The organism is Marinagarivorans algicola, from assembly GCF_001292705.1.
GTDB classification, from domain to species: Bacteria; Pseudomonadota; Gammaproteobacteria; order Pseudomonadales; family Cellvibrionaceae; genus Marinagarivorans; species Marinagarivorans algicola.
The window spans coordinates 21,583-47,581 of sequence record NZ_LGAK01000004.1 but is presented as its reverse complement, the minus strand read 5'-3'; the positions used below and the strand labels follow the sequence as shown (position 1 = coordinate 47,581).

General features: G+C 46.2%; 17 protein-coding genes and 2 tRNA genes. 5 read left to right on the top strand and 14 right to left on the bottom strand.

Features of this window, described 5'->3' with window-relative positions; all coding sequences use genetic code 11:
- Nucleotides 1-144 precede the first annotated feature (144 nt).
- Genes AC438_RS02120 through AC438_RS02100 form a run of 5 tightly spaced genes read right to left on the bottom strand, consistent with a single transcriptional unit; the run spans nucleotide 145 to nucleotide 5,641 of the window.
- Entirely contained in the window at nucleotides 145-414 is a 270-nt protein-coding gene (locus tag AC438_RS02120; RefSeq protein WP_053979631.1) for a K+/H+ antiporter subunit F, read from the bottom strand.
- Nucleotides 402-911 carry a Na+/H+ antiporter subunit E gene (locus AC438_RS02115; RefSeq protein WP_053979630.1) on the bottom strand — a complete coding sequence of 170 codons (510 nt, stop codon included), beginning with the start codon at nucleotides 909-911 and terminating at the stop codon, nucleotides 402-404. Before AC438_RS02115 ends, AC438_RS02120 begins: the two co-directional genes overlap by 13 nt.
- Nucleotides 901-2,445 carry a monovalent cation/H+ antiporter subunit D gene (locus AC438_RS02110; protein WP_053979629.1) on the bottom strand — a complete coding sequence of 515 codons (1,545 nt, stop codon included), beginning with the start codon at nucleotides 2,443-2,445 and terminating at the stop codon, nucleotides 901-903. Before AC438_RS02110 ends, AC438_RS02115 begins: the two co-directional genes overlap by 11 nt.
- Nucleotides 2,445-2,810: a Na+/H+ antiporter subunit C gene (locus AC438_RS02105; RefSeq protein ID WP_053979628.1), complete on the bottom strand. Its 366-nt coding sequence runs from the start codon at nucleotides 2,808-2,810 to the stop codon at nucleotides 2,445-2,447. Before AC438_RS02105 ends, AC438_RS02110 begins: the two co-directional genes overlap by 1 nt.
- A complete protein-coding gene (locus tag AC438_RS02100; protein ID WP_238376299.1) occupies nucleotides 2,810-5,641 on the bottom strand; it encodes a monovalent cation/H+ antiporter subunit A in 2,832 nt (943 codons plus the stop codon). The genes AC438_RS02105 and AC438_RS02100 overlap by 1 nt, the downstream gene beginning before the upstream one ends.
- 395 nt (nucleotides 5,642-6,036) lie before the next feature.
- Here AC438_RS02100 and AC438_RS02095 point away from each other — a divergent pair, with 395 nt between their 5' ends.
- Complete coding sequence (locus AC438_RS02095; RefSeq protein ID WP_053979626.1) at nucleotides 6,037-6,312, top strand: hypothetical protein; 276 nt, start codon at nucleotides 6,037-6,039, stop codon at nucleotides 6,310-6,312.
- A gap of 210 nt (nucleotides 6,313-6,522) precedes the next feature.
- On the opposite strand, the gene AC438_RS02090 is transcribed toward AC438_RS02095, so the two are convergent.
- From AC438_RS02090 to AC438_RS02075, 4 genes are all read right to left on the bottom strand, one after another.
- A tRNA-Asn gene (locus tag AC438_RS02090) sits at nucleotides 6,523-6,598 on the bottom strand.
- A gap of 38 nt (nucleotides 6,599-6,636) precedes the next feature.
- Nucleotides 6,637-6,713: transfer RNA gene (locus AC438_RS02085), tRNA-Val, on the bottom strand.
- A gap of 127 nt (nucleotides 6,714-6,840) precedes the next feature.
- Nucleotides 6,841-9,357, bottom strand: a complete 2,517-nt coding sequence (locus AC438_RS02080) for an SLBB domain-containing protein (RefSeq protein WP_082353891.1) — start codon at nucleotides 9,355-9,357, stop codon at nucleotides 6,841-6,843.
- Nucleotides 9,358-9,629: 272 nt separating this feature from the next.
- Entirely contained in the window at nucleotides 9,630-11,210 is a 1,581-nt protein-coding gene (locus AC438_RS02075; protein ID WP_053979625.1) for a capsule assembly Wzi family protein, read from the bottom strand.
- Nucleotides 11,211-11,624: 414 nt separating this feature from the next.
- Here AC438_RS02075 and AC438_RS02070 point away from each other — a divergent pair, with 414 nt between their 5' ends.
- Nucleotides 11,625-11,837 (top strand): cold-shock protein, encoded by a 213-nt coding sequence (locus tag AC438_RS02070; RefSeq protein WP_053979624.1) that lies wholly within the window; start codon nucleotides 11,625-11,627, stop codon nucleotides 11,835-11,837.
- A 176-nt stretch (nucleotides 11,838-12,013) separates the two neighbouring features.
- On the opposite strand, the gene AC438_RS02065 is transcribed toward AC438_RS02070, so the two are convergent.
- The 5 genes from AC438_RS02065 to AC438_RS02040 all read right to left on the bottom strand — a co-directional run bounded on the left by AC438_RS02065 (nucleotide 12,014) and on the right by AC438_RS02040 (nucleotide 19,698).
- Nucleotides 12,014-13,030: a CsiV family protein gene (locus AC438_RS02065; RefSeq protein WP_053979623.1), complete on the bottom strand. Its 1,017-nt coding sequence runs from the start codon at nucleotides 13,028-13,030 to the stop codon at nucleotides 12,014-12,016.
- Nucleotides 13,031-13,153: 123 nt separating this feature from the next.
- Nucleotides 13,154-16,621 (bottom strand): transcription-repair coupling factor, encoded by a 3,468-nt coding sequence (gene mfd / locus AC438_RS02060; RefSeq protein WP_053979622.1) that lies wholly within the window; start codon nucleotides 16,619-16,621, stop codon nucleotides 13,154-13,156.
- 249 nt (nucleotides 16,622-16,870) lie between these two features.
- Complete coding sequence (locus AC438_RS02050; protein ID WP_053979620.1) at nucleotides 16,871-18,067, bottom strand: cation:proton antiporter; 1,197 nt, start codon at nucleotides 18,065-18,067, stop codon at nucleotides 16,871-16,873.
- Between the two features lie 95 nt (nucleotides 18,068-18,162).
- A complete protein-coding gene (locus AC438_RS02045) occupies nucleotides 18,163-18,546 on the bottom strand; it encodes a hypothetical protein (protein WP_053979691.1) in 384 nt (127 codons plus the stop codon).
- Nucleotides 18,547-18,930: 384 nt separating this feature from the next.
- The gene (locus AC438_RS02040; protein WP_053979619.1) at nucleotides 18,931-19,698 is read right to left on the bottom strand and encodes a fumarylacetoacetate hydrolase family protein; all 768 of its coding nucleotides are present in this window, start codon (nucleotides 19,696-19,698) and stop codon (nucleotides 18,931-18,933) included.
- Nucleotides 19,699-19,879: 181 nt separating this feature from the next.
- On the opposite strand from AC438_RS02040, the gene AC438_RS02035 reads away from it, so the two are divergent.
- The 3 genes from AC438_RS02035 to AC438_RS02025 are packed head-to-tail and all read left to right on the top strand — an operon-like array spanning nucleotide 19,880 to nucleotide 25,812.
- Nucleotides 19,880-21,430, top strand: coding sequence for a circularly permuted type 2 ATP-grasp protein (locus tag AC438_RS02035; RefSeq protein WP_082353890.1), 1,551 nt, complete (start codon nucleotides 19,880-19,882; stop codon nucleotides 21,428-21,430).
- 2 nt (nucleotides 21,431-21,432) lie between these two features.
- The gene (locus tag AC438_RS02030; protein ID WP_053979618.1) at nucleotides 21,433-22,368 is read left to right on the top strand and encodes an alpha-E domain-containing protein; all 936 of its coding nucleotides are present in this window, start codon (nucleotides 21,433-21,435) and stop codon (nucleotides 22,366-22,368) included.
- Between the two features lie 54 nt (nucleotides 22,369-22,422).
- Nucleotides 22,423-25,812 carry a transglutaminase family protein gene (locus tag AC438_RS02025; protein ID WP_053979617.1) on the top strand — a complete coding sequence of 1,130 codons (3,390 nt, stop codon included), beginning with the start codon at nucleotides 22,423-22,425 and terminating at the stop codon, nucleotides 25,810-25,812.
- Nucleotides 25,813-25,999 lie beyond the last annotated feature (187 nt).

Genomic DNA, 25,999 nt, shown 5'->3' with positions numbered 1-25,999 from the left:
ATTATTCAGCTCAGCTGACAACATAATATGCTGGCGTACTGCTTTGAGCCTTCATGTGTTGGGGCTTGCGAGAAGGCAAGGATAAACTGTACAAAAGCATAAAGTTAAAAATAGCTTAGGCTCAGTCAATGATTCGCTAGCAGATTATTCGATTAAATCACCCCGTAAAATATATTTACACATTGCCGCAGTACTCACAAATCCTAGCATAGCAATTAATAATGCAGCTTCAAAATATAGCGTGGTGCGCGAAAAAATACCAAATAAAATAATGAGTGCAATACTATTTATGTACATGGTATCTAATGCCAGAATGCGGTCTGGTCGGCTTGGGCCTTTGAATAGTCGCCATAAGTTCAGCATGAGTGATAGACACATTAATACGGCAGCAATAGTGATGGCTATATTGAGCATTCAAAAATCTCCATAAGTGGCTTTTCGTAGCGTTGCTTAATTAATGTAATTAACGCGTCTTTATCCATTAAATTTAAAACGTGTACGTACAGCCATTTATTATCTTCGGATATTTCTGCACTGACGGTGCCCGGTGTTAAAGAAACTGTACTAGCCAATAACGTAATCGGCAGGTCATGGGTAATACTAAGAGGGATGGCAACAAATGCAGGGTTTAAATGTTTAGATGGGCGTATTACCAAAATAGCCACCTCAAAATTAGCAATAACGATATCACCCAATACCCGTAGTACATAGCGCAACGCTAACAAGGGCCTATGAAATCTAGGATGTGGGTCTTGCATGCCTGAGGTAAGTAACGGAATAGTGATGGCGAAAAACGCCGCTAACACTAAATGCCCAGGTGCTAAGGTGTTATTGAGTAAAAGCCAAACGGTAAATAATAATAGCGAATGTAGCGGTGAGGGTAAAAAGCGAAAGCGCGGTTTAGTTTGCATTATGGCTTTGTCCTGTAGGCATTTCTTTTGCTTTTTTAATGGGTAGCTTTGAGTTGGGCAGCGGTGCTTTTGAATGCAGCTGAGCGGCTGTAAGTTGCGTGTATTGAGTAATAGGACCACCAAATATAACCAGTACAGGTGATGCGCCAAGCAGTAGTGCAATGGCTATACATTTAAGTGGAGCTAAGGGTTTACCTTGAGTATTATCGCCAGCAGCGCGCCAAAAAATAGTTGTCCCTGCGCGTGATAGCGCTACCAAAAAGACTAAGCTTATTAATAAAAGTATTGGCCACACCCATAGCGTTTCACGCATACTATTGGCGGCTTGCAGGATGAGTATTTTACTCACAAAGCCCGAAAATGGCGGCATGCCCACAACCGTCAGAGCGGCAATAAAAAAGGCAATACCCAGTATTTTAGGGTTTTGTAGGGGGCGTGCTATTACGTAACGATCTTCGGCTTTGCCGCGTTGTTTAGTAATCATGTCAGCAATTAAAAATAATGCGCCGGTTATAAATGTCGAATGTATCATGTAATACAACGCAGCAGAGGTGGCCGATTCGCGCTGTATGGCAACTGCCAGTAGCAGTGTACCCACCGAAACAACAACCAAGTTGGCAATGCTCAAGCGCAAGCCTGGGCTGGCAAGCACACCAATCGTTCCCATAACGATCGTGAGTAGTGCTAATGGCCATAACCAAGGGATAGCCATATGAGCAAGGGCGCCTGCATCCTGGCCAAAAATTGTCATATGCACTCGTAAAATACTGTACACCCCTATCTTTGTCATAATGGCAAATAATGCCGCCACCGGAGCACTGGTTGCCGCATAGGTTTTGGGTAGCCAAAAATGTAAAGGTAATAATGCCGCTTTAAGCCCAAACACAACTAACAACAATAAGCCGCCTGCTTTGGTCAGGGCCTGTTGCTGCTCGTTTAATGAAACCACTTTCATGGCCATATCTTGAATGTTTAGCGTGCCTAAAGTGCCGTATAAAATACCCAATGCAAATAAAAAAATACTCGAACCTACTAGGTTCAAAATAACATAATGTACATTGGCTTTAGTTTTTTGTTTACCGCCACCGTGTATTAACAATGCGTAAGATGCGATGAGTAGCACTTCAAAAAAAACAAAGAGATTAAAGATGTCGCCTGTTAAAAATGCACCATTCACGCCCAGCATTTGAAACATAAAGAGCGGGTGAAAATACATACCTTCTTTATCATCACCAGCACACGCATACAGTTGGGCACCTAGGCCCAGTATTGCGGTTAATAATACCATCAATGCCGATAACCGGTCGGCGACTAAGGCGATGCCAAATGGTGGCTGCCAACCACCGAGTACATACAGTTGAGTGCCTTGTTGATGGCATGTGAGCAGTAGCCAAACCGATACAATGACGAGCGTGATCATAATCGTCACGGCAAACAAGCGTTGCCGAGTGATTGATTGACTTAACGGCGGCAGCAGCATAAGGGCTGCTGCTAGCATTGGTAATAAAATAGGAAGAATAGGTAGGTGCAGCATTAACCGTTCCTTTTGTCGAGAAGACTAGGTGATACCGGTCTAACGGGAATTTGGCCGTCGACATGATCATTGCCTTGGTCTGCTCGTGAGCGCATGGCTAAAATAACTAAAAATGCGGTCATAGCAAAACCAATAACAATGGCCGTTAGGACTAGCGCTTGAGGCAAGGGGTCGCTGTACTGCGCCGACTGCCCAAGCACGGCGGCACCATTTAGCGTTAAACGGCCACTAGCAAAAAGAAACAAATTTACAGCATAAGAGAGCAACGTTAATCCCATCACCACGATAAAAGTTCGGCCTCTTAGTACTAAAAAAAATCCGCAAGCGGCCAATAGGCCTACGCAAAATGCATATATGACTTCCATTAATTATTCTCCTGAATATCAAGACGCTCGCTGGTGGTTAGTTTACCCAGGTTCGCCAAAATGAGCATGACAGCGCCAACAACAGTAAGGTATACGCCCAAATCAAATAGCATGGCACTCGCCAATTCGAATTTACCAATCCAAGGCAGCGAAAAGTAATCAAACCACGTACTTAAAAAGGCTTGGCCAAAGAGCCAGCTACCCAAACCGGTTGCTGTTGCAATTAATATCCCACTGGCAATAATCCACTGGTAATCGATAGTGACGCGCGGTTTTATCCATTGCACACCATGAGCAATGTACTGCTGAATGATGGCAACAGATGTAATTAGGCCAGCAATAAAACCGCCACCGGGCATGTTGTGCCCCCGTAAAAAGATATAAGCCGATACTAATAATGCTAGGGGTAAAAGACTTTGTGATACTACCTCTAGCATCATTGGATGCGGGTCATTACTCCAAGCGCGACCCTTATCATCACGTGCCGGAATGGCGATACGCATATTGGCAATGAGCTTAAAAATACCTAATGCAGCGATACCTAATACGATGATTTCGCCCAGTGTATCAAAGCCTCTAAAATCAACCAGTATTACGTTAACCACGTTGGTGCCGCCACCACCGGTTTTACTATTGGCAATAAAAAAGTCTGACATAGTATTTAACGGTGTTGTTAGCATGGCATAACACAGCGTGCCAATCACACAACCAATTAGCCCAGCCACTAATAAATCAACGCTCAAACGTCGATTACTCGATTCTTTGAGTGAGCTTTGCGGTAAAAAAAATAGCGCCAACAACAATAAAATAATGGTGACGATTTCGACGGACAGTTGCGTTAGGGCTAAGTCGGGCGCCGAAAATTTAGCAAAAGTCAGCGAGACAATTAATCCCACTACAGACAAAAATATGAGCGCCAAAAACCGTCTGCGATGCCAAATGACTGTCGCAACAGCGCTGAATATCATGAGTAGTGCGCAGACAATTGTTACGCCATCGAGTGGAATTGATGCGCGTGTACCGGAATTTTGAGTCAACTCAATCAGCGGTAACCCCCCCATAACTAACGTGCATAATAACAAGGTGAAGACATATCGCTGTAGCGAACCATTTTCTAAGGTGTTTGTAATGCTTTCGGCTGCTTTTACAAGGGATTGAATGGTGCGTTCAAAAATATGCTTTGCGTCAGTAGTATCAAAATGCGACTGAAACTCAAAAAGATGGCGGCGATTGTAATAAAGAATGACTCCACCTACCATCGCCATGAAGCTCATGAGTAACGGCAAATTAAGGCCATGCCATATTGCTAAATTATGCACCGGCACGGTGTGGTCTAGCACAGCAAAAGAAGCGATATGTAAGAGATCACCCACCACAAAGGCTGGGAATATGCCAACTAACAAGCACAGTGCCACAAGAATCTCTACGGGTATTCTGACATAGCGTGGCGGCTCTTGGGGGGTTTTAGGGAGATCGACAGGTTGCCCATTAAAAAACACATCATGAATAAAGCGTAACGAATACGCCACCGAGAAAGCCGCACCTATCACAGCTAATAAAGGAATGGTCCAAGATAGCGAGCCTAAAACGCTTTGGTTAAGGGTTTCGGCAAAAAACATTTCTTTAGATAAAAAGCCATTCAATAAAGGCACACCAGCCATCGCAAGTGCAGCTACGATAGCCAAGGTAGCGGTATAAGGCATGTACTGCCATAGCCCATTGAGCTGGCGCATATCCCGCGAGCCAGATTCATGATCAATAATGCCGGCCGCCATAAATAACGAGGCTTTAAAAGTCGCATGATTAATAATATGAAAAATAGCCGCAACCGCGGCCAGTGGCGAGTTTAAGCCCAGTAGCAGTGTAATGAGGCCCAAGTGACTAATGGTTGAGTACGCCAGCAGGCCTTTCAGGTCGTGTTTAAATAGCGCGATATAGGCGCCCAATAACAAAGTGGTTAAACCCGTTAAGCTCACGATAATAAACCACAGGTCAGTACCGGCTAGTACGGGATAAAAACGCGCCATTAAAAAAATGCCCGCTTTTACCATAGTGGCCGAGTGCAAATAAGCGCTGACTGGTGTTGGTGCTGCCATGGCATGCGGCAACCAAAAATGAAAGGGGAATTGCGCCGATTTTGTAAATGCTCCTAAAAGCACCAAAATTAAAGCAACCGGGTAAGCTGCGTGAGCGTGAATGATATCGCTGCTTGCTAAAACTGTATCAAGATCATAGCTGCCCACAATGCGGCCAATCAATAAGAGCCCCGCTAGCAGCGCTAGTCCGCCGGCTCCTGTGACGGTTAAGGCCATTCTCGCGCCTTTACGCGCCTCTGATTTATGCGACCAAAAACTGATCAGCAAAAACGAGCTAATGCTGGTGAGCTCCCAAAACATCCAGAGTTGAATCAAATTGTTGGATGTAACAATCCCCACCATTGCCGCCATAAAAAGCATTAGATACACATAAAAGCGACTCATGGAATCTTTAAGGGATAGGTAATAGCGGGCATATAAAATCACCAGTAGCCCAATCCCAAGAATCAACAATAAAAACAGCAGCGATAGCCCATCCAGCCGGAAGGAGACTTCCAATCCAATGGCTGGAATCCACTCTATTGTTTGCCGAATAGCTTGCCCGTTAAAAATATCTGGCGCATACATTAGCACCAAAATCAAAGACCAAGCCGGTAATAGAGCTACGCAAAAGGCGCAAATATTGCGCCCAAAACGCTCAGTGAATAAAGGTACTAGTGTGCCAATAAGCGGCAATAGTACGACCCATAGTAGGTTCATCTGCAAAGGAGCTCCAAGTAAAAAACGTGACATCATAGGATACACTGATTTATGGGTGGCGTTTTAGTGCTAGACGCGAGCCACAGTGTACTATTGATCAATATTCGGAACAATTTTTAGCGGACCTGCTTCTTTTACCTTTCAGTTGTTCAAGGTGCTTTTTGCACCCAAAATGCCCCGCTAGCACGCAAATCAACCAAAACTGCAGCACTCGGTTTAGCAAAATGAACGGTCGTGATAATTGATCAAGTTAATCACCATCAAGTGTTATGAGCATTGAAAACAATCTAGCACCGAGCTAAATGTATAAGCGCTAATCAAAACACGGTATTCTTTGAATTAAGAGGCGCCTGCTATTTAAACTTTTTGAAGTGATTTGATTGAAACTCACCAAAATCAGATCGTCGCATGCAGCACCAACGGATGACGCTATGATGCAATTTAATAATATTTTTCGGGGTTGTGAGCCGACAGAGTACAATGCGTGTGTAGGAAAAAATGGAGACCCATCATACGCTGAGTATGCTAATGGTTTTTGTGATGCTGCGCTGCATTTAATAGATGCAGCAATAGAAAGGACAGCAATGGATGAGCAGATATACCCCATTTGCTTCAATATGCGCCACGCGATTGAGTTACGCTTGAAGCAGTATGTCTTTGCTCTCAAATCGATTCGGAATAATGTCAACTTAGATGACGCTAGATGATTATGGTGTTTTTTATAGCTCCCAGATAAAAGCTTGCTCATAAGCATCGTAGTGAGGCGAGTCAAAGGCGAGAGTATTGGCCGCGAAGAGCTGTAGCCTTAGACCTTTAGACCTTTAGACCTTTAGACATATGCAATAGCTAGGTGGGCTAGGTAGGTATTTTTGCGCAATAAAAAAGGCCGCATCAAAAGATACGGCCTTTTTAGAATATGGCTCCGCTTGCTGGACTCGAACCAGCGACCCAATGATTAACAGTCATTTGCTCTACCAACTGAGCTAAAGCGGAATGGTACGTTCACTTATCAACGTTTATGTTTAAATAAGTGGTAGGACCGGGCGGACTCGAACCGCCGACCCCCACCATGTCAAGGTGGTGCTCTAACCAGCTGAGCTACGGTCCTACAGAGGGTGCGCATTCTAATGCGAAGCGCAAAAGTGCGCAAGCCCCAATTGCACACTAAAATAAAAAAAGGGCCAATGAATCAACATTGGCCCTTTTGCGTATACGCGCTGTGATGTGGCTTGGCGCTATAGACTGCCCACCGCGGCTGCACCCAGAGCGGCTTGGTAAAGGATTTGAGTGGTTTTAGACCAAATCTCTAAACCATCAACACGGTCGGTATCAAGTGGTATGACGATGGTATCGCCAGGCTCAATGCCTTCGGTTTTGACTTTAAACCACTTAGAGCGCGAAGGTTCAATGACGCGGCCGTTGGCTTTAACAATGTAAATACGGTCGGTGTCGGCGTGCTTTTTGGTACCACCGGAGCGTTTAATGTATTCACCCGCGTTAAGCTTTTTGTTGTAAAAGTGTGAGGTTGGGTACTGCACTTCACCAATCACGGTCACCGAAGGCTTATAGCGAGGAATGATGAGCTCATCGCCGTCTTCTAATGGGAAGTCATTCGAGGCTGGATCATCAAGAATAATGGGCAGATCGATAACCATGCGGCCCAATGGGCGGGTATCTTCGATCTTTTCGAGTAGCTTTTCGGCTTCATCATTTTCAAGGTCTTTTTTGCCGACACCCACATCGGTATTGCCAATGGCAATATCGGCCTCGAGTTTGCTGCGCAGCTCGTCGAGGCGCTGTTGTTCGAGATTACGTAGCTCTTCACGCGAAAACACCGCGCCTACAGGATAGGCGTAAGGTGTAAGGCCGCCGGCACGAGTGAGTACGTCCATGAGGGTTTCGCCGGGTAAAATAGTGTATACCCCAGGAAACATCACTTCACCGTCAACGGTGATGGTTTCGCGTTTTTTCCATAGAGGGACTTGTTTAATATTGAGTGTATCGCCGGGGGCGAGTTGACGGGGTTCGTCTTGCAGGTTGACGTTAACATGCATAACAATACGCTGGAGCTCATCTGAGATCTCGTAGCGTGTGATTTCACCATTAGAGCCATAAGCGCTTTCGGTTAAGCCGCCGGCTAGTTCAATCAGTTCTTGTGTGCTCATATTGGTTGTGAGCGGGTAGGTGCCGGGAAACTTTACGCTACCGGTAATATACACAAGCTGCTCACGCTCTTTGAAGCGGGCCTGCTGCTGTAATAGCTCAATGGTTTTTTCGAGCATGGCTGGGCGGTCAGAGGTGAGATCAAACAAATAAATTTCATCATAGCCGTTAAGTACAGGATCGAGATCGGTGTAAGGCTTGACCCACGCAGCCGACGGTGAGAAAACGCGCGTTTCGATACGACCTGTTTCGGGCGACATGCTTTGCAGTAATGCAATATCGATATCGGTCCCGGGTATGACTTGGTAGGGGTTGGCAATAATATCGGTAAAGCGAATACCTGGGCGCCATGAATATTGCCCTGGGCGCTTGGCGCTACCATGAATCATGATTTTGTTGTCGATGTGCTCAAGGGCATCGCCTATGATCACTTGGTCGCCATCGTGTAACTTAAAGCTTTTGCCAGCGGCTTGCGTGTAGTCAGTATTGACGAGGCTGCGCTCGCCGGTTTTATTCACGCGGGTAATCATGACTTTTGCTGCATGTGAGGTATTGCTCAGGCCGCCAGCCATTTTGATCAAGGCCGCCAGTGTTTTATTGTTTTTAAGCTCGTAGCGTGCTGGGCGGTTAACTCCGCCAGAAATCTCGACGGTATTGTGTGCCGGTGGAATAAAAATAACGTCACCCGGTAATAAGCGTTGGTCGCCAGATGTATCACCGGCTAATAAAAGATCGTATAAATCCATAGTGCCAAGTAATTGACCGGCACGCTTGAGCTGGATATTGCGCAAAGACCCCACCTCCGTAATACCGCCACTGGCAAAAATGGCATTGGTCATGGTTGATAGCGAGCCCACACTAAAAGAGCCAGGGTGTTCAACTTCACCGAGTACAAACACGCGAATGGTACGCAGTGAGCCGATAGTCGTCGAAGCTTTCACGCCGACCATGCGCTCGGCGACGGTCACATTAATGAGCTCTTGCATTTTGGCAAAGGTCATACCGGCAACAGTAATCGGGCCAATATTAGGTAGCTGGATTTGGCCTTCGCGATTAACGGTTAAAGGGTGTGTGGCGTTCTCTTTGCCGTAAAGCTGGATAACAATCGTGTCTTCTGGTCCGAGCACATAATTGGCGGGCACCGGGATATTAGCAGGGGGCCTAAAGAGGTCAGCACCTTCTTTGAATAAACTCAAACCAAAAACAGGCAGTTTTTCCTCTTCTTCTTTGAGCTCGTCTTCGTCCATCTCTATGTCGGTATCGACATCTAAGAGCTCGTTGTCTTCGTTGGTGTCATCGGTGGGTTTTTCGCTGAGATTGGGCTCGTCGGCAGGTGCTTGTGTGCCTCCTGTCAAGTCGGCAATATCAATACCCATCGACTTTGCCAGTGCTTTTTGTTGTGCCGGTGGCATGGCTTTGAATTGAGCCATTTGCGCCGCGGAGGGCGTTTGTGCATGGGCGGGCACAGTGGCAAAGCTACCCAATGCCGTGAGCGTAGCCAATGTGCAGGTGGTGGCTTTTAGGGTGCGGCTGTGATGCAGCCAATGCTTGTGTAGAGCGGTTGTTATTTTTTGTGTTAGTGATTTCATAGGGCAGTCGTTTGCGGTGTCAGGCCGCTTATTTGGGGCTGGGTCTAGGGTTTGGGCTAGCTAATTTTTAATACCAGCTAAGTTTTCAATACAGGCTAAGTTTTCAATACAAGCTAAGTTTTCAATACAGGGCTTACCTAAAATACAGAGTGGGCTAACTATCGCGCTGAGTGACAGTTAGCCTATTGGATGCAAAATTGTTATGCGTCCAATGGGCTGGCACGCTGTGACTGATTAACCGTGTGTTTCAGCTTGTCGTTTAACGGTGTTGCTTACCAGTGGTGAAAGAGCGAAATATGTAGAGTGGTTTTCACATCTTTACCATTGAGGATAACGCTGTTACTCAGATGGCTGCCGCCAACTTCAAGCATGAGCCGGTTATTCAGCGGAAGGCGGTATTGTATCTGAGTATTATCAACTTTTGTGCGCGTGGGCCCAAAAGCGCCACCGCCTGGCGCTGAGCGCTCGGTGCCGTCGCGGTTAAGGTCGGCATGTGCCAAGCGCCAAGTCAATTGATGGCCATTTTCAAAGTAGTGCTGACCGGCGAGGCTAATCACTTCGCTATCCCCATCACTACTGGCGCCTATTGGGCGGCCTAGGTGGCGGTAGCCGGTTTCGTAGGTGCCGTGTTCATAGGCGCTATTATAGAGTGCATTGTCTTGGTAAAACGAGACAATGCTATTGCTACCTTCAAAGGCAATGCGGTGGTGGCTGTTAAATAGCATGCGTGAAAACTCTAATCCGCCCATGGCAATATTACTCGAAGGCAAGCCGTTATCGCCACTTTCGCCTGTCACTTGGCCGTAAAACGCCATCAAGGTTGATCCTACAGCAAAACCGTAGCGCACATCAAAGCCGCCGATTTGGTTGCTTTGCTTAAGGTGGCTACTGTTGCTGCGAAACGTTTCGTTATTACCAAGCAATACGTCTTGTAGGGCCTGGGTGCTCTCGGTGTCGTCATCACCTGCCCACATGGCAGTGCGCGATAAGGCAATTTCTAGTCCTTGCAGCGGGGTAGCACTGAGCCTTGCGCCCCATAACAAAGGTTTTTCGATAAGGCCTGTTTTATCTTGTAATTGGTTGACGAAGGTCGTGAATTGCCACTCGCCAAGCCAGCTGAGCAAGGGGGTTTCGAAGGCATCTGTACGGTTGCGCTTAACAAAAAAACCTGGTGCAGGGCGCGCATTGGTCGATAAAATCATGCTGCTATGCCAGCCGGGGCCCCACCATTGGTCAATTGCACCGACACCAGTGGCCCAGTTACCTAGCAAGAGTGCCAAATAGCTACCATCAATACGTCCGCGTTTGCCGTCCGAAGGGTCATCAACAAACGTGCCAGTGATTTTCATGGCAAAGGTATTACCGGTATAGGTAATGCCGGTTTGGAATTCTTTAGCTTCGCGTGATGTGGACTCGAAACCCTCGAGCACTTGAGGGCCGCCACTAAGGCGTGAACGCGATTGCGTGTAGGCACCGTCCATAACTAACTGAAGTTCATGTTGCAAGTAATTAAAAGACCAAGCTTGTGCTTTAGTGAGTCCAGAAGAGCGAATGCGATCAAGCCCTTGCTTGACGCTAGTCCAAGCTAGTGGCCAGGTACTTGTGGGGATATTCATCGCACCTGAGTCGACTAAAAACTGGATATGGTGTCGAGCGCGAGCATTGCCAGCGTCTATCCATGGGCTTGCGAGTGCATCGACTGAGCCTGCACCCAAAGAGGCAAGAAGCGCCTGAAGTGCGCGCCTTTTAATAGACAAAAAGAGCTTGGTGGGTGGGTTAGCACAATGGCTTAGGGTGAGCTTTTGAAGAGCTAGCGATGGTAAAAGTCTACCAATAATTACGCGAATTGACACGGGTACTGTCCTTTAAACAACGGTGGTGCATCACTGAAGAGTGCATCTTAGGGGCTTTTGCCACAGAGTCAAACACCTGTTTTAGCCTATCATTGTAGTTGAGAAGTTTGTGCGCTTACGTTTGACTTGATTGGTCGTCATTCTTAGTGTTTTGAGTCTGCTTTTAAAACGTTTGTTTGCTGTAAAAGTAAGCACTTGAGCGCAGGTCATTTAATCTGTTTCACAAAAATTGATATTTCTTTGCATTTTGGCATTTAAGCCTACAAAGCGCAGTTGTGCACAGTAGACACTCATTACAAATTACCTTACTTTCAATACATCTTCTAGAGCAATGTATGAGAGCTTTAGAGGTTGGAGTCCATTCTTTGTAATGAAGTTTTAGGATTTAAATAATACAGTAAAGAGGTTCTTATTATGTCAGCTCGCGAATTAGGCACTGTCAAATGGTTTAACAATGCCCGTGGATATGGCTTTATCACCCGTGGTGAAACGACGGATGATATTTTTGTACACTACCGCAACATCCGTGGCGAAGGCTACCGCTCATTGGCTGAAGGCCAAGAGGTAGAATTTGAGTTGCTCGAAGGTGACAAAGGTTTACAAGCTGATGATGTGGCCTGCTTATAAGCATAGCTTATGGGCACTGATTGTGAGAGTGGGTGTTGGAATGTGTCGTTTGTGCTTGCATAGCGTGTAGCTCATGAACGTCTAGCCTCTCAATGCCCCATTGAGTGACTTTATTGTTAGCCGATATAAAAAAACCGACTCGGCATTGTCGGTTTTTTTATATCGGCTTTTTAGTGTTATTGCGCTTCACTAAAGGGGATGGCAACTACTTTAATTAAAATGCCAAGGCGAGGGTGATCAATGTAGTGCATTTCTTGGCTGCGCATACGACGCGACTGAATCAGTGTAACGACTTCGTCAGTAAGATTGTTGAGTTGCGGGGTATCTTGGCTAAAGCTTAAAGGTTGTTGTAAGCCAATGGTACCGGTGTAGCTTTTGCTGCCGTAACGATTTAAAGCATCGGTATTTTTAAAAGTATCGCTATTGTTAATGGCCTCAGTGTTATTGAAGGTCGAGGTTACCGCTTGTGTATTAATACCGTAATCTTGTGTGTCTTGTTTAACGGTCATATTGTAGTTGGCGCGAGCTTGTGTATTGAGTGCTGTGGGCGCAATCGGGGGAATGGGCCAGTTAAGTTCTTGGCCGTAATTAGGCGTAAAGCGCGCCAGCCAGAGCTGCGAGTCCACATGAATAAATTTATTGAGGCTAAAGCGAATACTGCCGCCAAGCTCGGTGCGCCCATCAAAACTATCGCCGCCGTTAATAATAATAGCGGGCGATTGTTTAGGCGCTATAAGGGTTTGCTGCCAAGCTTTATGAAACAAAACGCGCATTGAACTTTTGCGGTTGATCGCACGCGCGGCATTGGTCAGTAGGTAAGTGCTTTTGGGGCGCTCTAGCACAATACGCTCGGCAATGGTTTCGGGGTTTTGGGTATTGGGACGCGAGTGCTCCCGGTGTGCATTGCCCGCTAGCTGCTGAGAAGGCTGAGTTGTGAGCTCGGTGCTTTCTGCGGGGGTGTGTATTACTCGGTAGTTGGGTGGGTAGGTCAGCACAACATTTTCTGGCCAGTGCTCAGGCGCATTGTAAGCTGCATTGGTGCGCTCAAAAATAACAACTTCAATGTGATAAGGCTGAAGTGCTTGCTGGTTTTGGGCCCATGCACTTTGCATCCATGCACTGACGATGAGTCCACCTGCTAGCAGCATTGTGTGGGCGATGTTATAGAATCTTTTTTTAAAACTGGCTGTCATGATTATTTCCTGCCTGTAAAATAAGCGATCAAGGTTGTGCTTCTAGTGGTTAAAGCGCGGGCCACTTGTCTGTAGGTACTTAAAGTTGTCTGTAGGTATTCAAAGCGACTCAGCCTGTCACCCTTATGGGCTTAACGTTTGTAGCATACTGGCAACGCGTGCTATCCGATCTTGCGCGTTGGGCATGTCATCGATAAATTTGAGTTTATTCGCGCCCTCGAGTTTGTAAGTTTGAGGTTGTTTTTGCACTAGCTGAATAATAGTCAGCGGGTCGACATTGGGCTTCTCATTAAACTCTACTTTACCGCTCACGCTAGAGGCTTCGATTTTGACAATGCCCAGTTTATTGGCGGCGAGCTTAAATTCACTAATCCTAAATAAGTGCTTAACCGGTTCAGGTAGTAACCCAAAGCGGTCGATCATTTCAATTTGCAAGGCATCAATATCCTCTTGGTTTTGTGCGCTGGCAATACGTTTATACAAAATAAGCCGATTATTAACATCGGGCAAATAATCATCAGGAATCAAAGCGGGTATGCGCAAGTTAATATCACAGCCCGTTTGTTCGGCTTTTTCTAAGTCTATTTCTTCTCCATTTTGAATGGCTTTAACCGCGCGCTCTAGCATATCCATATACAGCGAAAAACCAATGGCTTGAATTTGTCCGCTTTGATCGTCGCCGAGCAATTCACCAGCACCACGAATTTCTAAATCATGTGAGGCCAGTGTAAAGCCGGCGCCTAAATCTTGCGCCTCTTCAATGGCCGTTAAGCGTTTTTGTGCGTCAGAGGTTAGCGTTTTTGGTGGCGGTGTTAATAAGTATGCATAGGCTTGGTGGTGTGAGCGCCCCACGCGGCCACGTAGTTGATGCAATTGCGCTAAACCAAATTTATCGGCGCGATCAATAATAATGGTATTGGCATTGGGTACATCGATACCCGTCTCAATAATAGTGGTGGCCACTAAGACATTAAAGCGCTTGTGATAAAAATCACCCATTACGCCTTCGAGTTCGCGTTCGCGCATTTGGCCATGGCCAATATCAACTTTGGCCTCGGGGATTAACTCGGCTAAATCGCGTGCGGTTTTTTCGATTGTGCTGACTTCATTATGCAAATAATATACTTGGCCACCGCGTAATACCTCGCGCAAAATGGCTTCTTTGATAACATTGGGATCGGTTTGACGTACAAAGGTTTTGACTGATAAACGTTTAGCCGGTGGCGTGGCAATAATGGATAAATCACGAATCCCGTTCATGGCCATATTGAGTGTTCTAGGGATTGGAGTGGCTGTCATGGTAAGAATATCTACTTCGGCACGCAGCGCTTTAATCGCTTCTTTTTGCCTGACACCAAAGCGATGCTCTTCATCAATAATCAATAAACCGAGATTAGGGAGCTGCATGTCGGGGCTGAGTAATTTATGTGTACCAATGATAATATCTACGTTACCGGCGGCAATGCGCTTTTGTGTCTCGGTAGTTTGTTTACCGCTTTTGAAGCGCGATAAAACATCGACATTCACAGGCCAGTCAGCAAATCGGTCTTTAAAATTTTCATAATGCTGTTGTGCCAGTAATGTTGTGGGCACTAAGATGGCCACTTGCTTGCTATTTTGTACGGCAATAAAGGCCGCGCGCATAGCAACTTCGGTTTTACCAAAACCCACATCGCCACAGACGAGCCGGTCCATGGGCTGAGGGCCTAACATATCAGTCCGTACAGCGTTAATCGCTTGCTCTTGATCGGGTGTTTCTTCAAAAGGGAAGCTGGCTGCAAATTGGCGTAGTGCCTCTTTGGGGTTGCTAAACTGAAAGCCTTGTCGCGCTTGGCGCTTGGCGTAAACGACTAATAATTCGGCGGCCACATCGCGCACTTGCTCAGCAGCTTTACGCTTAGCTGCACGCCATTGTTCGGTGCCTAGGCGGTGCAGTGGTGCGTGCTCTTCACCACCGCTGTAGCGGCTAATTACATGTAAATTACTGACCGGCACATACAGCTTAGCTTCATGGGCATACTCTAGTAATAAAAACTCATCGCAGCTGCCGTCTACTTCAATGGCTTCTAGCCCTCGATAGCGGCCTACACCGTGATCAATGTGTACGACGGGCGCACCGACTTTTAACTCGGTTAGGTTTTTAATAATAGAGTCTTGATCGGTGGTATTTTTTTTGCGCCTACGTGCTTGCTTAACACGCTGACCAAATAAAGCCGCCTCAGGAATAATGGCCAAAGTCCCATTATCCAGTAAAATGCCTTGCTCCCAGTTACCTAGGGTAATACCGTTTTTGTGTGTTGAATGTAAAAATGCTGCGGTACTGATAACTTCGGGGGGTGTTAGTTTAATATTTTTAAATTGCTCCAATAATATTTCTCGGCGGCCGTTAGACTCTACCGCAAATAATAAGCGGCCTTTGAAGCTCATTAAAAAATTATTGAGTGCATTTAAAGGTTCTTGTGCGCGATCATCAATGGCTAATGAAGGCAGTGGTGTAACGGGTAGGTTGCTATTACCGGTTTTGGCTTCAAGCATGTGGCTAAGCAGCGTCACGCGGCTAAATACTTTTAGTTGTTGATAGAGCTCATTCACCGGCAAGAAAACGTGATGCGGTGGCAGTACAGGGTTTAAGCGGTCGCCACTGCGGCTGTTATAGCGAGTGCTGGCTTCGCGCCAAAAGCTTTCGACCGACTGCTCTAAGTCGCCAGTCACAAATAAGGTGGCTTCTCTGGGGAGGTAATCTAGCAAGCTTTCGGTTTTTTCAAAAAAGAGCGGCAGGTAATATTCTACGCCTGCGGGCGGGTAACCATCACACACATCGCGATAAATGGGGCAGGCGCGATGGTCCACATCAAAAGCATCATGCCATTGGCTTTTAAATAGGCTAATCGCTTTGCTGTCTAGTGGGCACTCTTTGGCCGGTAGAAATTCTACTCGTTCTACTTGATGAATCGTGCGCTGGCTTTCTGGATCAAAGGTGCGCAAAGTATCAACTTCGTTATCAAAAAGCTCTATGCGATAGGCATCATCGGCTCCCATAGGGTAAATATCAATTAAAGCGCCGCGCAAAGCAAATTCACCATGCTGAAAAACGGAGTCCACTTTGTTGTAGCCGGCACAAAGTAGAGCATTTTGCAGCTTTTCTATATCGAGGGTGTCGCCTTTACCGACAACAAGACTGTTACCTAAAATGTAATCGGATGGCGCAATGCGTTGCATTAGTGTTGCAGCGGTCACCACAATTAAGCAGCGTTCATCGAGTGCCAATTGGTAAAGCGTACGCATGCGGGCCGAGATAATATCCTGATGCGGCGAAAAGGTATCGTAAGGGAGTGTTTCCCAGTCCGAAAAATGCACAATTTGAGGTGCGTTTTTAACGCCCTTAAGTAGCGTGGCTAAATCTTGTTCTAGTCGGTCGGCTTCGCTCATCGTTGGCGCAATGACGACACTGCTGTGTGTGAGATCGCATGCCAGCTCAGCAATGGCCATGGCACCGGCAGTACCTGTTGCATTACCCCACTGAATCTTATCGCCTAGGCGTTGTGGGCTAGCGGGGTTTAAAAGGGTTAAATCAAACAGCGTAGTGCTCATGGTGTGCGTCGCTTTTGGTGATGGGCTTTGGTGGCCTATGATTGGATTGCTGATTAACGTGGGGCATTCTAACTAATACGCAAGGCTTGGCCAAATGGTTGCGCTCAGTGTGCGAGGTGGCGTGAGCGTTGAGCGAGGCTACAAGCTCACATGACTGAAACTGACCCAGCTCAAATTCTGATGCATCAAGCAGCATGTTTGGCGAAGATCGAGACATGAACGTAATGCTTTGCCTTGCGAGTCCACTGTTTAGCGGGTTGCCTTGTTGGTTGCTAGCCACTGGCTGGCGGGGTAAGCGCTGATGCCATGCAGTAAAACACTCAACAAAATAGTGACAGTGGCAATATTGAGAATGACTTGGCTGTTGGGCAATTGTTGCTCGAATACCATGATGGCAAAAACAACACTGGCTAAACCACGCGGGCCAAACCAGCCAATAAATACTTTTTGTTTAAAATTCAGCGAGGTACCCGCTAGGCTAATGATGACCGGCACCATCCGAATAACCGTTAAGCTCAGAATGCCATAGGCCACTTGTCGCCATGTGGTATCAGTGAGTATATTCATCGTCAAGGCGCCAAAAATCAACCAGGTTAATAGTGATAGCATTTCCCCGTTGATAGTTGATTCTTCCATTTCTGCGGTATAAGCGCCTTGTATGCGCTCGCCAAATAATAAGCCTCCACAAAACGCCGCAATAAAACCACTGCCACCAAGCGCTTGTGCAAGGCTAAAAGCCATTAAGGCAATAGACATGGTGGGCACAGTAAGCCAGCGTTCGGGAATCCATTGCTGTTTAATGGCATGGCGACAAAGCAACCAGCCGAGTGCAGAGCTTAGCGCGCCGACAATGGCGCCAATGCCGATTTCTGATAAAAAAGCCTTAAACGCAAAAAGCCCGATATTGCCATCGTTGGTATGGCCGTTGACGAGCGCTAAGCACACCACTAAAAAAGGCACGCAGATACCATCATTTAAACCGCTTTCGGCATTGAGCCCACGGCTGATATCTTGTGGAACTATGGGGTTTTTAATGACAGCCAAGCCTAGCGCTGCATCGGTAGGCGCTAAAATAATACCAAGAAGGGCCGCTTCTATAAGGGATAGCTGCGGGAATATAACTTTGGCGATTAGGCTGCCGAATAGCAAGGTTAAAGGAAGGCCTAACAATAATGTACGAATGGGTATTTGAGGGCGATGCTTTAAAAGCCGTAAGCCAATACCTGTCGCATCATTAAATAGCACAATAGCAAGAGTGAGTTCAGCAATCATTCTGATCGACTCTAAGCTTGCATCAATCACCAAAAGCCCGATGCCATGCTCACCGAGCAAATACCCAGCAACTAAAAAGAGTAATGGTCCGCTGAGCCAAGATTTTTCAATGCGGCCAGCTAGACAACCATAAAGTAAAGTGCAGCCGGCAATGAGTGCAATGGATAGGTACATGGAGCTTCCTATGGGATACTTTGCGTAGAATAGTAGGCGCAGTGGATAAGCCTAGCTGCCTTGAGTGCTTAATACCGATAGTGAATCATACCAATTTACGGTCGATTGCGTGCTACAGTGCGGCCTTTGCGACTTGCCAAGCGTAGCTTCCAATCGCCGTTGTGTTCGAGCATACAGGCCTCTTCGTTATCGAGTATGACTTGCTGCTTAATGCTAGACAATTTAATGCCTATGGCAAATAACTTAGCGACAATTAATTTTTGCAGCTTTTTGTCGTTACCTTGAACGATAGCATTTTGTTGTGCTTGTTGATAACTAAATACGCAGGTGATAAATAAACTACCCGGAAAGTGAGTGTAGTCGACTTGATGGGTCAACCATTCAAAGCCTGCAATATCTTTAAGGCTTTGTTCGCAAACGTGTGTGAGGGCTAGACGAATATTGTTGTCGGTGCGTTTTTGGGTTTTACTCAAAGACATAGAGGCTGCCATAAAAAAGTCATTATTATAGAGCACTCTCTTATCGGTGCGCTGCCTTATTATCGGTGGCTCCGTATTTGATGTTAAAGAATGGGTAAATACAGTATAGGATGTTGCTGGTGAAGAGTTGAGAGGTTGCTGGTAGATAACACGAAAAGATAATAACATCCTTGTCTTTATCTGTTCATCCGAGATTGAACCTTGCGCATAAGTTGGTGTGACCCGGCTTCCCTAGCACGTGTTTGTTGCGGCTTTATTTAACCCTGACTCGATTTTTTGTGAAATCTTGCGACTATATTAAGGTACTAAAGCCCTGATTAATATGGGTAAAACTACGTATGTTGATCTAGTAAGGTGGCATTAAAAGCCTAAAGGATACTCAATTTATACGATGTTGAGCTCAAGCTGGCAAGCGGTATTGATGAGCTGGGCTTTTAGGTGGTCGCCTTTTGTGACAGATCCTACGCCAGCAGGTGTGCCGGTGAGTATCAGATCGCCTACATCAAGCTGGGTAAAGCGACTGAGTTCGGCCAGCAGTGCTGGAATGGGCCAAATCATATTGTTGAGGTTGCCGTGTTGAACGGGTGCATTATTTTTGTGCAATAAAAAAGCGGGTGTTTTTTGCAGGCTTTCCCAGTCGCATGCCATCAGTGCCGAGCAGGGTGCTGAATAATCAAACCCTTTAGCTGCCGCCCAAGGTCGGCCACCCTTTTTAGCGGTTTGTTGAATGTCTCTACATGTCATATCTAACGCTATTCCAGCACCGATAATGGCGTTGTCTAAATCCTCTATTTGATCTAAATTATTGAGTGTTAATTTACCTCCAATAGCTATGCAAATTTCTGTTTCATAGTGAACGTTTTGACTGTATGTTGGTAGTCGCCATTCAATGGGGCTTGTTGTGCCAGAATCGGGGGGTGTATTGCCACAAGGTGGCACCAAAGCTGTTAGCGGTTTATAAAAAAAGAACGGCGGTGCCTCCTTGAGTAAGCTGTTCTGTGGTTGAGTATCGACAGGGAATTTTTGCTCCATCTCTTTTGCATGGTCAGCATAGTTACGGCCGATGCAGATAATTCGGCGTACAGGGTAGTCAATCACTTTTTGTTGACTGTTGTATAGCGGTAATTTGGGTGGGGTATAGCACAAGGGCATACAGTATTCCTTAACAGTGGCTAAATACATCGAATAGTATATCAAGTGATGTAGAGCATATCAGTTGTAAAAGTGCCGAGCGTATGCCGGGTTTAATAATTTAAGATTCAAACAAGCAAACAGCTTAAGCAATAGGGTATGAGTAACTCTGTTTAGGCGGGCTTTTAACGAGCGTGAAACGATGCAGCAATATTGGAAAGAGTATGACTCAAGCGGCTTTTATGATGAGCTGATGAGCGCGCGGGGTAATGCCCGTCTACCGGCAAAAAAATTAGTGTCATATTTAAAAAGTTTAACACCTGAGGATATTGCTGCACGCCGTATGGCTGCTGACGCCACCATTCAGGCAATGGGTGTGAGTTTTACGGTATATACCGATGAAGGCAATATTGACCGTGCATGGCCATTGGATATTATCCCGCGTGTGATTGCTAAAAAGCAGTGGGATATTGCTGAGCAAGGCTTAGCGCAACGTTTGCAAGCATTGAATATGTTTATTGATGATTTGTACCATGATCAGAAGATTATCAAAGATGGTATTATCCCCGAATTTGTTTTAAAGCAATCGGTTAACTATCGCAAAGAGTGTGAAGGCGTTTCGCCCGCTTATGGTGTGTGGGCGCATGTTTGTGGCACAGATTTGGTGCGTGCGGGTGATGGTGAACTGTATGTACTAGAAGATAACTTGCGTGTCCCATCAGGTGTGTCTTACATGCTTGAGAATCGCTCTATCATGAAGCGTGTATTCCCCGAGGTTTTTGAGCAAGTGGATATTGCCCCTATTGGTGATTACCCTGCGCGCTTGTTTGATACCTTAAGTGCGCTGTCTCCGCGTAAAGAAAAGCAACCTATTATTGCTGTATTAACCCCAGGTATTTTTAATTCCGCTTATTTCGAGCACGCTTTTTTGGCGCAGCAAATGGGTGCCGAGCTGGTTGAAGGCAGTGATTTGGTGGTGGGTGATGATGATTGTGTATATATGAAAAACATTGATGGCCTTGAGCAGGTAGATGTTATTTATCGCCGTATTGATGATTTGTTTTTAGATCCCGAGGTATTTCATAAAGACTCTATATTAGGTGTGCCAGGTTTAATGCGCGCATGGCGCGCCGGTAAAGTTGCGCTGGCTAACGCGCCAGGTGCGGGAGTGGCTGATGATAAGGTGGTCTATGCTTATGTTCCGCAAGTGATTAAGTATTATTTAGATCAAGATCCAATTATCCCCAATGTTGAAACCTTTTTGTGCTACAAAGATAGCGAGCGCAATTATGTACTGAATAACCTTGATAAGTTAGTGGTTAAGCCTGCGAATGAATCGGGTGGTTATGGCATGCTGGTGGGGCCGCACTCAACTAAAAAAGAACGCGAAACGTTTGCCGCTTTAATCAAGGCTAACCCGCGAAATTATATTGCTCAGCCTACACTCGACTTATCAACGGCACCGACCTTAATTGGCAAGCACACACCTGAGCCGCGTCACCTCGACTTACGGCCGTTTATTTTACAAGGTAAAGACACATATGTCACAACCGGTGGGTTGACTCGTGTCGCAATGAAAAAAGGCTCGCTCGTGGTGAATTCTTCACAAGGTGGGGGCAGTAAAGATACGTGGATTGTGGATACCGATGCTGATAAAGCCAGTACTGCTAAAAAAATCAGCGCCAAAAAGACAGTTAAAGCCAGCCCCTCAAAGGCGAGTAATCAAAGCCAAAGCAGTCAAGGAGGCGCATAGTTATGTTATCTAAAGTGGCAGAGCGTGTTTATTGGACTGCGCGTTATTTAGAGCGTATTGAAAGTACCGCACGCTTAATCAGTATTTACGATAAATTATTATTTGATTTGCCGCGTACGGTGCAATTGAGTTGGTATAACCTGATTACCATTAATAGTTTGCAAAAAGATTTTAGTGAGCGTTATGCGGTGCAAGATGAGCGCAACGTGATTAAATTTTTAATTGGCGATGAGAGTAATTATTCTTCTATTGTCTCATCGTTAAAAGCTACGCGTGAAAATATACGAACAACACGCGATGTCATACCATCCGATGTATGGTATGCCATTAACGAGCTTAATCGCTATGTTAAGGACAATATTCAGCAAGGTATTAATCGGGGAAAGCGACATGAATTTTTGAGTAATATTATCTGCGGTTGCCAGCAAATTTTGGGAACATTGTATAGCGATATGCCTCATGATGCGGCTTGGACGTTTTTACGTATCGGGCGCAATTTAGAGCGTGCCGATATGACGTCGCGCAATATTGATGCCGCCATGGCCGGTATTATGGAGGCGCAAGATATTGATGAAGCTGTGAATACGCATCAAATTATTTGGCTCAATCTACTGCGTTCGCTAAATGCCGACCACAGTTACCGACGCGCTACACGGCAAGCCATTAAAGGGTATGATGTAGTCGGTTATTTGGTGACCAATCAGTATTTCCCTAAATCAATTGAATATTGTTTGAATGCGCTGATTAGTGCTTGCGAGCAGCTGCCGAATTCAGAGAACTTAACAGAGTATTTAGACGCTATCAAAGCGGATATTGTTGATGACTATGAGCCGGAATCATTAGGGCAACCGCTGCGTGATGACCTTAATGAGCTGCAATTGCATATTATCGATTTACATAAAAAAATCAGTGAAACTTGGTTCCCAGTATGGGATTAATGTTTTTTACACTCTTTTAAAAGCGCATGCTATAAGGCAAAAGCTGGGGTATTTATGACTATCCGTGTTGCTCTGAATCATAACACTCATTATAAATTTGATCGCTTGGTTAATTTATCGAAACATACTATACGCTTGCGCCCTGGGCCGCATTGCCGTACGCCAATTCATAGTTATAGTTTAAAGATAAAACCAGAAAATCACTTTATTAATTGGCAGCAAGATGCCTTCGGGAATTTTTTGGCGAGTATAGTGTTTCCCGAAAAAACCAAAGAGCTATCGGTTGAGGTTGAAGTGCTTGCCGATATGGTGGTGATCAATCCATTTGATTTCTTTTTAGATGACTATGCCGAAGAGTTTCCTTTTAAATACTCTAAGCAGCTAATGAAAGAGTTGACGCCTTATCTTGAAAAGCTAGAAGAAAAAGAGTGCGCCACGGCCTTTAATGATTTAGTAGCTGGCATATCTTTAGAAAAACGCCGCACCATCGATTTTTTGGTGGATGTCAATCAAGTGATTCAACATGCCGTGGAATATGCCATTCGGATGGAGCCCGGTGTACAAACACCAGAAGAGACTCTAACACTGGCAAAAGGCTCTTGTCGTGACTCGGCTTGGCTAATGGTGCAGGTATTACGGCACCTAGGTCTGGCAGCACGCTTTGCTTCTGGTTATTTGGTGCAGCTTGCCCCCGATGAAAAGTCATTAGACGGCCCTTCGGGTGCTGAAAAAGACTTTACTGATTTACATGCGTGGTGTGAAGTATTTTTACCGGGTGCAGGCTGGGTGGGCCTCGATCCGACATCGGGCTTGTTTGCCGGTGAGGGTCATATTCCATTAGCGTGCACTCCCGATCCGAGCTCGGCGGCACCTATTGAAGGGGCGATGGACAAATGTGAGGTAGTGTTTGATTACAGTAATGAAGTAACGCGCTTTCACGAAGACCCGCGTGTGACTAAACCGTATACCGACGATCAATGGCAAGACATTTTAGCGTTAGGGGATGCAGTTGATAAAGATTTAGAGGCTTTGGATGTTCGTTTAACCATGGGTGGTGAACCGACTTTTGTTTCTATCGATGATATGGAGAGTGCCCAGTGGAATACCGAGGCGCTAGGCAGCGATAAATTGCGGTTAGCTAAAACGTTATTGCTACGCTTGCGCGATACTTTTGCGCCTAATGCGATGTTGCATTACGGCCAAGGTAAGTGGTATCCCGGCGAAGAGGTACCGCGTTGGGCGTTGGGTGTGTTTTGGCGTAAAGACGGTGAACCTGTTTGGCATAAGCCTGAGCTATTAGCACGTGTCGATAAAAATTATGGCCATAATGCCAATACGGCACGCAAGTTCAGTGATCAATTAGCCGCCACACTCGGAATCGAAAAACGCTTTGTGCACCCAGCGTATGAAGATGGCTTACATTATTTATTGCAAGAGCAGCGCTTACCCAAAAATGTAGATGCTTTAATCGCTGATGCTAAAGCTAGCCTTGAGCGCAAACGTTTAGCGCGTGTACTCGAGCAGGGCTTTGATACGCCTACAGGTTTTGTTTTACCTATTGAGCGAGATATGACTAACAGTGCCTGGTGCTCTAGCCGTTGGCAATTTAGGCGTGAGCGTTTAGTGTTGATCCCAGGAGACTCGCCGATGGGTTTGCGCTTACCGTTGGGCGACTTGCCAGCACCGAGTGATAGTGACTACACGCCCGAGCGCGACCCGTTTGATGAGCCGATCGACCATCAAGGGCAGCGAGTGGTGCATGAGAGTGTGCCGTCAGCTTATGCCAATCATGATGTGCCGGGTTTTGGCCCTGCACTTGGCTCGCCTGCAGCTAAAAAGCAAAGTCGCTCGGGGGCTGAGGTGATTCGTACGGCTTTGTGTATTGAAGCGCGCGCAGGCAAAGTTCATGTGTTTTTACCACCTGTTTACGCTTTAGAGGATTACCTTGAAATAGTTAGTGCATTAGAGCGCGTGGCTGAGCAGCAAGAAACACCTATTATTATTGAAGGGTATGAGCCACCCAAAGACGCGCGGATGCAAAAGTTTTTGATTACGCCAGACCCTGGGGTAATCGAGGTAAATATTCATCCAGCCAGTCATTGGCAAGAGCTTGTCAGTAATACCACAGAGCTTTATGCCGCAGCACGTGAGTCACGCCTTGCGGCTGAAAAGTTTATGCTTGATGGCCGTCATACGGGTACTGGCGGCGGTAACCATATGACACTTGGTGGTAAAACGCCGGCCGATAGCCCCATGCTACGCCGCCCCGATTTATTGCGCAGCTTTGTTACATTTTGGCAGCACCACCCAAGTTTATCGTACTTGTTTTCAGGAACATTTATTGGCCCAACCAGCCAAGCGCCACGCGCTGATGAGGGCCGTGATGAAATGTTGTATGAAATGGAAATTGCCTTTGAGCAAATGCCAGAGGGCTTAGCGGATCAACCGTGGTTAGTTGACCGTTTAATGCGTAACTTATTAATTGATATTACAGGCAATACTCACCGTGCTGAATTTTGTATTGATAAGCTATATGCGCCAGGCAGTGCTAGCGGTAGGCAGGGAATTTTAGAGTTTCGAGGCTTTGAAATGCCGCCACATAGCCGCATGAGTTTAGTGCAAGCTCTATTGATTCGTGCGTTGGTGGCCCGCTTTTGGCAAGAGCCTTATAAAAAGCCTTTGGTGCGTTGGGGTACGGCATTACACGATAAATTTATGTTGCCGCATTTTATTTGGCGTGATATCCAAGAGGTATGCGATGACTTAACACGCCACGGTTATCCTTTTAAGGCGCAGTGGCTTTTGCCTTTCGAAGAGTTTCGTTTTCCGCATTATGGCCGTGTGAAGCTGGATGATATTGAGCTTGAATTACGTTGGGCGATTGAGCCTTGGCACGTACTTGGTGAAGAGGTGGGTAGTTTTGGTACTGCCCGTTATGTCGATTCATCGGTAGAGCGTTTGCAAGTTCGGGTGTCGGGCTTAACTGATAGTCGCTATGTACTGGCATGTAACGGCCGTCGGGTACCTTTACATGCGACAGGCAAGCATGGCGAGGCGATTGCTGGAGTGCGTTATCGTGCCTGGGCACCACCTTCGGCGTTGCACCCGACCATTGGTGTTCATACGCCTTTAACCTTCGATTTAATTGATACTTGGACGGGCCGTTCAATCGGTGGTTGTACATATCATGTTAGCCACCCTGGCGGGCTAAGTTATAATGCGTATCCTATTAATGCCTTCGAGGCTGAGTCGCGTCGGGTAAATCGCTATGATGACCTTAGTCATAGCCAAGGTGTGTTTACAGTCCCTCCCGAAACCAATGCTGTGCGTGAGTTTTTCCCTCGCGAGGTGCCATTGCGACCGATGGGCCCACCACCCGAGGAACCACTTAGCGAGTATCCTTATACGCTGGACTTACGGCGTGCAGCTAAAACATTGGGTTAGTGGTTAATATTGAATGCTTTGATGAATCCGTGCTTAGCTTAGTAAGCACGGATTTTTTATTTTAGTGTATTTTAAAGGTGTCGAAAGATTCATTTTAGAGTCTAAAGATAGAATGGATGACCCATGACAATAGCGCTTAAGCGTTAGTCGCCTTTTAGTGTAAACGTGCGACAATAAATGCTGATAA

Excerpts from the sequence above, each read along its gene's own strand:
- AC438_RS02120 (WP_053979631.1), bottom strand. The coding sequence starts at position 414 with ATGCTCAATATAGCCATCACTATTGCTGCCGTATTAATGTGTCTATCA.
- AC438_RS02115 (WP_053979630.1), bottom strand. The coding sequence starts at position 911 with ATGCAAACTAAACCGCGCTTTCGCTTTTTACCCTCACCGCTACATTCG.
- AC438_RS02110 (WP_053979629.1), bottom strand. The coding sequence starts at position 2,445 with ATGCTGCACCTACCTATTCTTCCTATTTTATTACCAATGCTAGCAGCA.
- AC438_RS02105 (WP_053979628.1), bottom strand. The coding sequence starts at position 2,810 with ATGGAAGTCATATATGCATTTTGCGTAGGCCTATTGGCCGCTTGCGGA.
- AC438_RS02100 (WP_238376299.1), bottom strand. The coding sequence starts at position 5,641 with ATGATGTCACGTTTTTTACTTGGAGCTCCTTTGCAGATGAACCTACTA.
- AC438_RS02095 (WP_053979626.1), top strand. The coding sequence starts at position 6,037 with ATGATGCAATTTAATAATATTTTTCGGGGTTGTGAGCCGACAGAGTAC.
- AC438_RS02080 (WP_082353891.1), bottom strand. The coding sequence starts at position 9,357 with ATGAAATCACTAACACAAAAAATAACAACCGCTCTACACAAGCATTGG.
- AC438_RS02070 (WP_053979624.1), top strand. The coding sequence starts at position 11,625 with ATGTCAGCTCGCGAATTAGGCACTGTCAAATGGTTTAACAATGCCCGT.
- AC438_RS02065 (WP_053979623.1), bottom strand. The coding sequence starts at position 13,030 with ATGACAGCCAGTTTTAAAAAAAGATTCTATAACATCGCCCACACAATG.
- mfd (WP_053979622.1), bottom strand. The coding sequence starts at position 16,621 with ATGAGCACTACGCTGTTTGATTTAACCCTTTTAAACCCCGCTAGCCCA.
- AC438_RS02050 (WP_053979620.1), bottom strand. The coding sequence starts at position 18,067 with ATGTACCTATCCATTGCACTCATTGCCGGCTGCACTTTACTTTATGGT.
- AC438_RS02045 (WP_053979691.1), bottom strand. The coding sequence starts at position 18,546 with ATGTCTTTGAGTAAAACCCAAAAACGCACCGACAACAATATTCGTCTA.
- AC438_RS02040 (WP_053979619.1), bottom strand. The coding sequence starts at position 19,698 with ATGCCCTTGTGCTATACCCCACCCAAATTACCGCTATACAACAGTCAA.
- AC438_RS02035 (WP_082353890.1), top strand. The coding sequence starts at position 19,880 with ATGCAGCAATATTGGAAAGAGTATGACTCAAGCGGCTTTTATGATGAG.
- AC438_RS02030 (WP_053979618.1), top strand. The coding sequence starts at position 21,433 with ATGTTATCTAAAGTGGCAGAGCGTGTTTATTGGACTGCGCGTTATTTA.
- AC438_RS02025 (WP_053979617.1), top strand. The coding sequence starts at position 22,423 with ATGACTATCCGTGTTGCTCTGAATCATAACACTCATTATAAATTTGAT.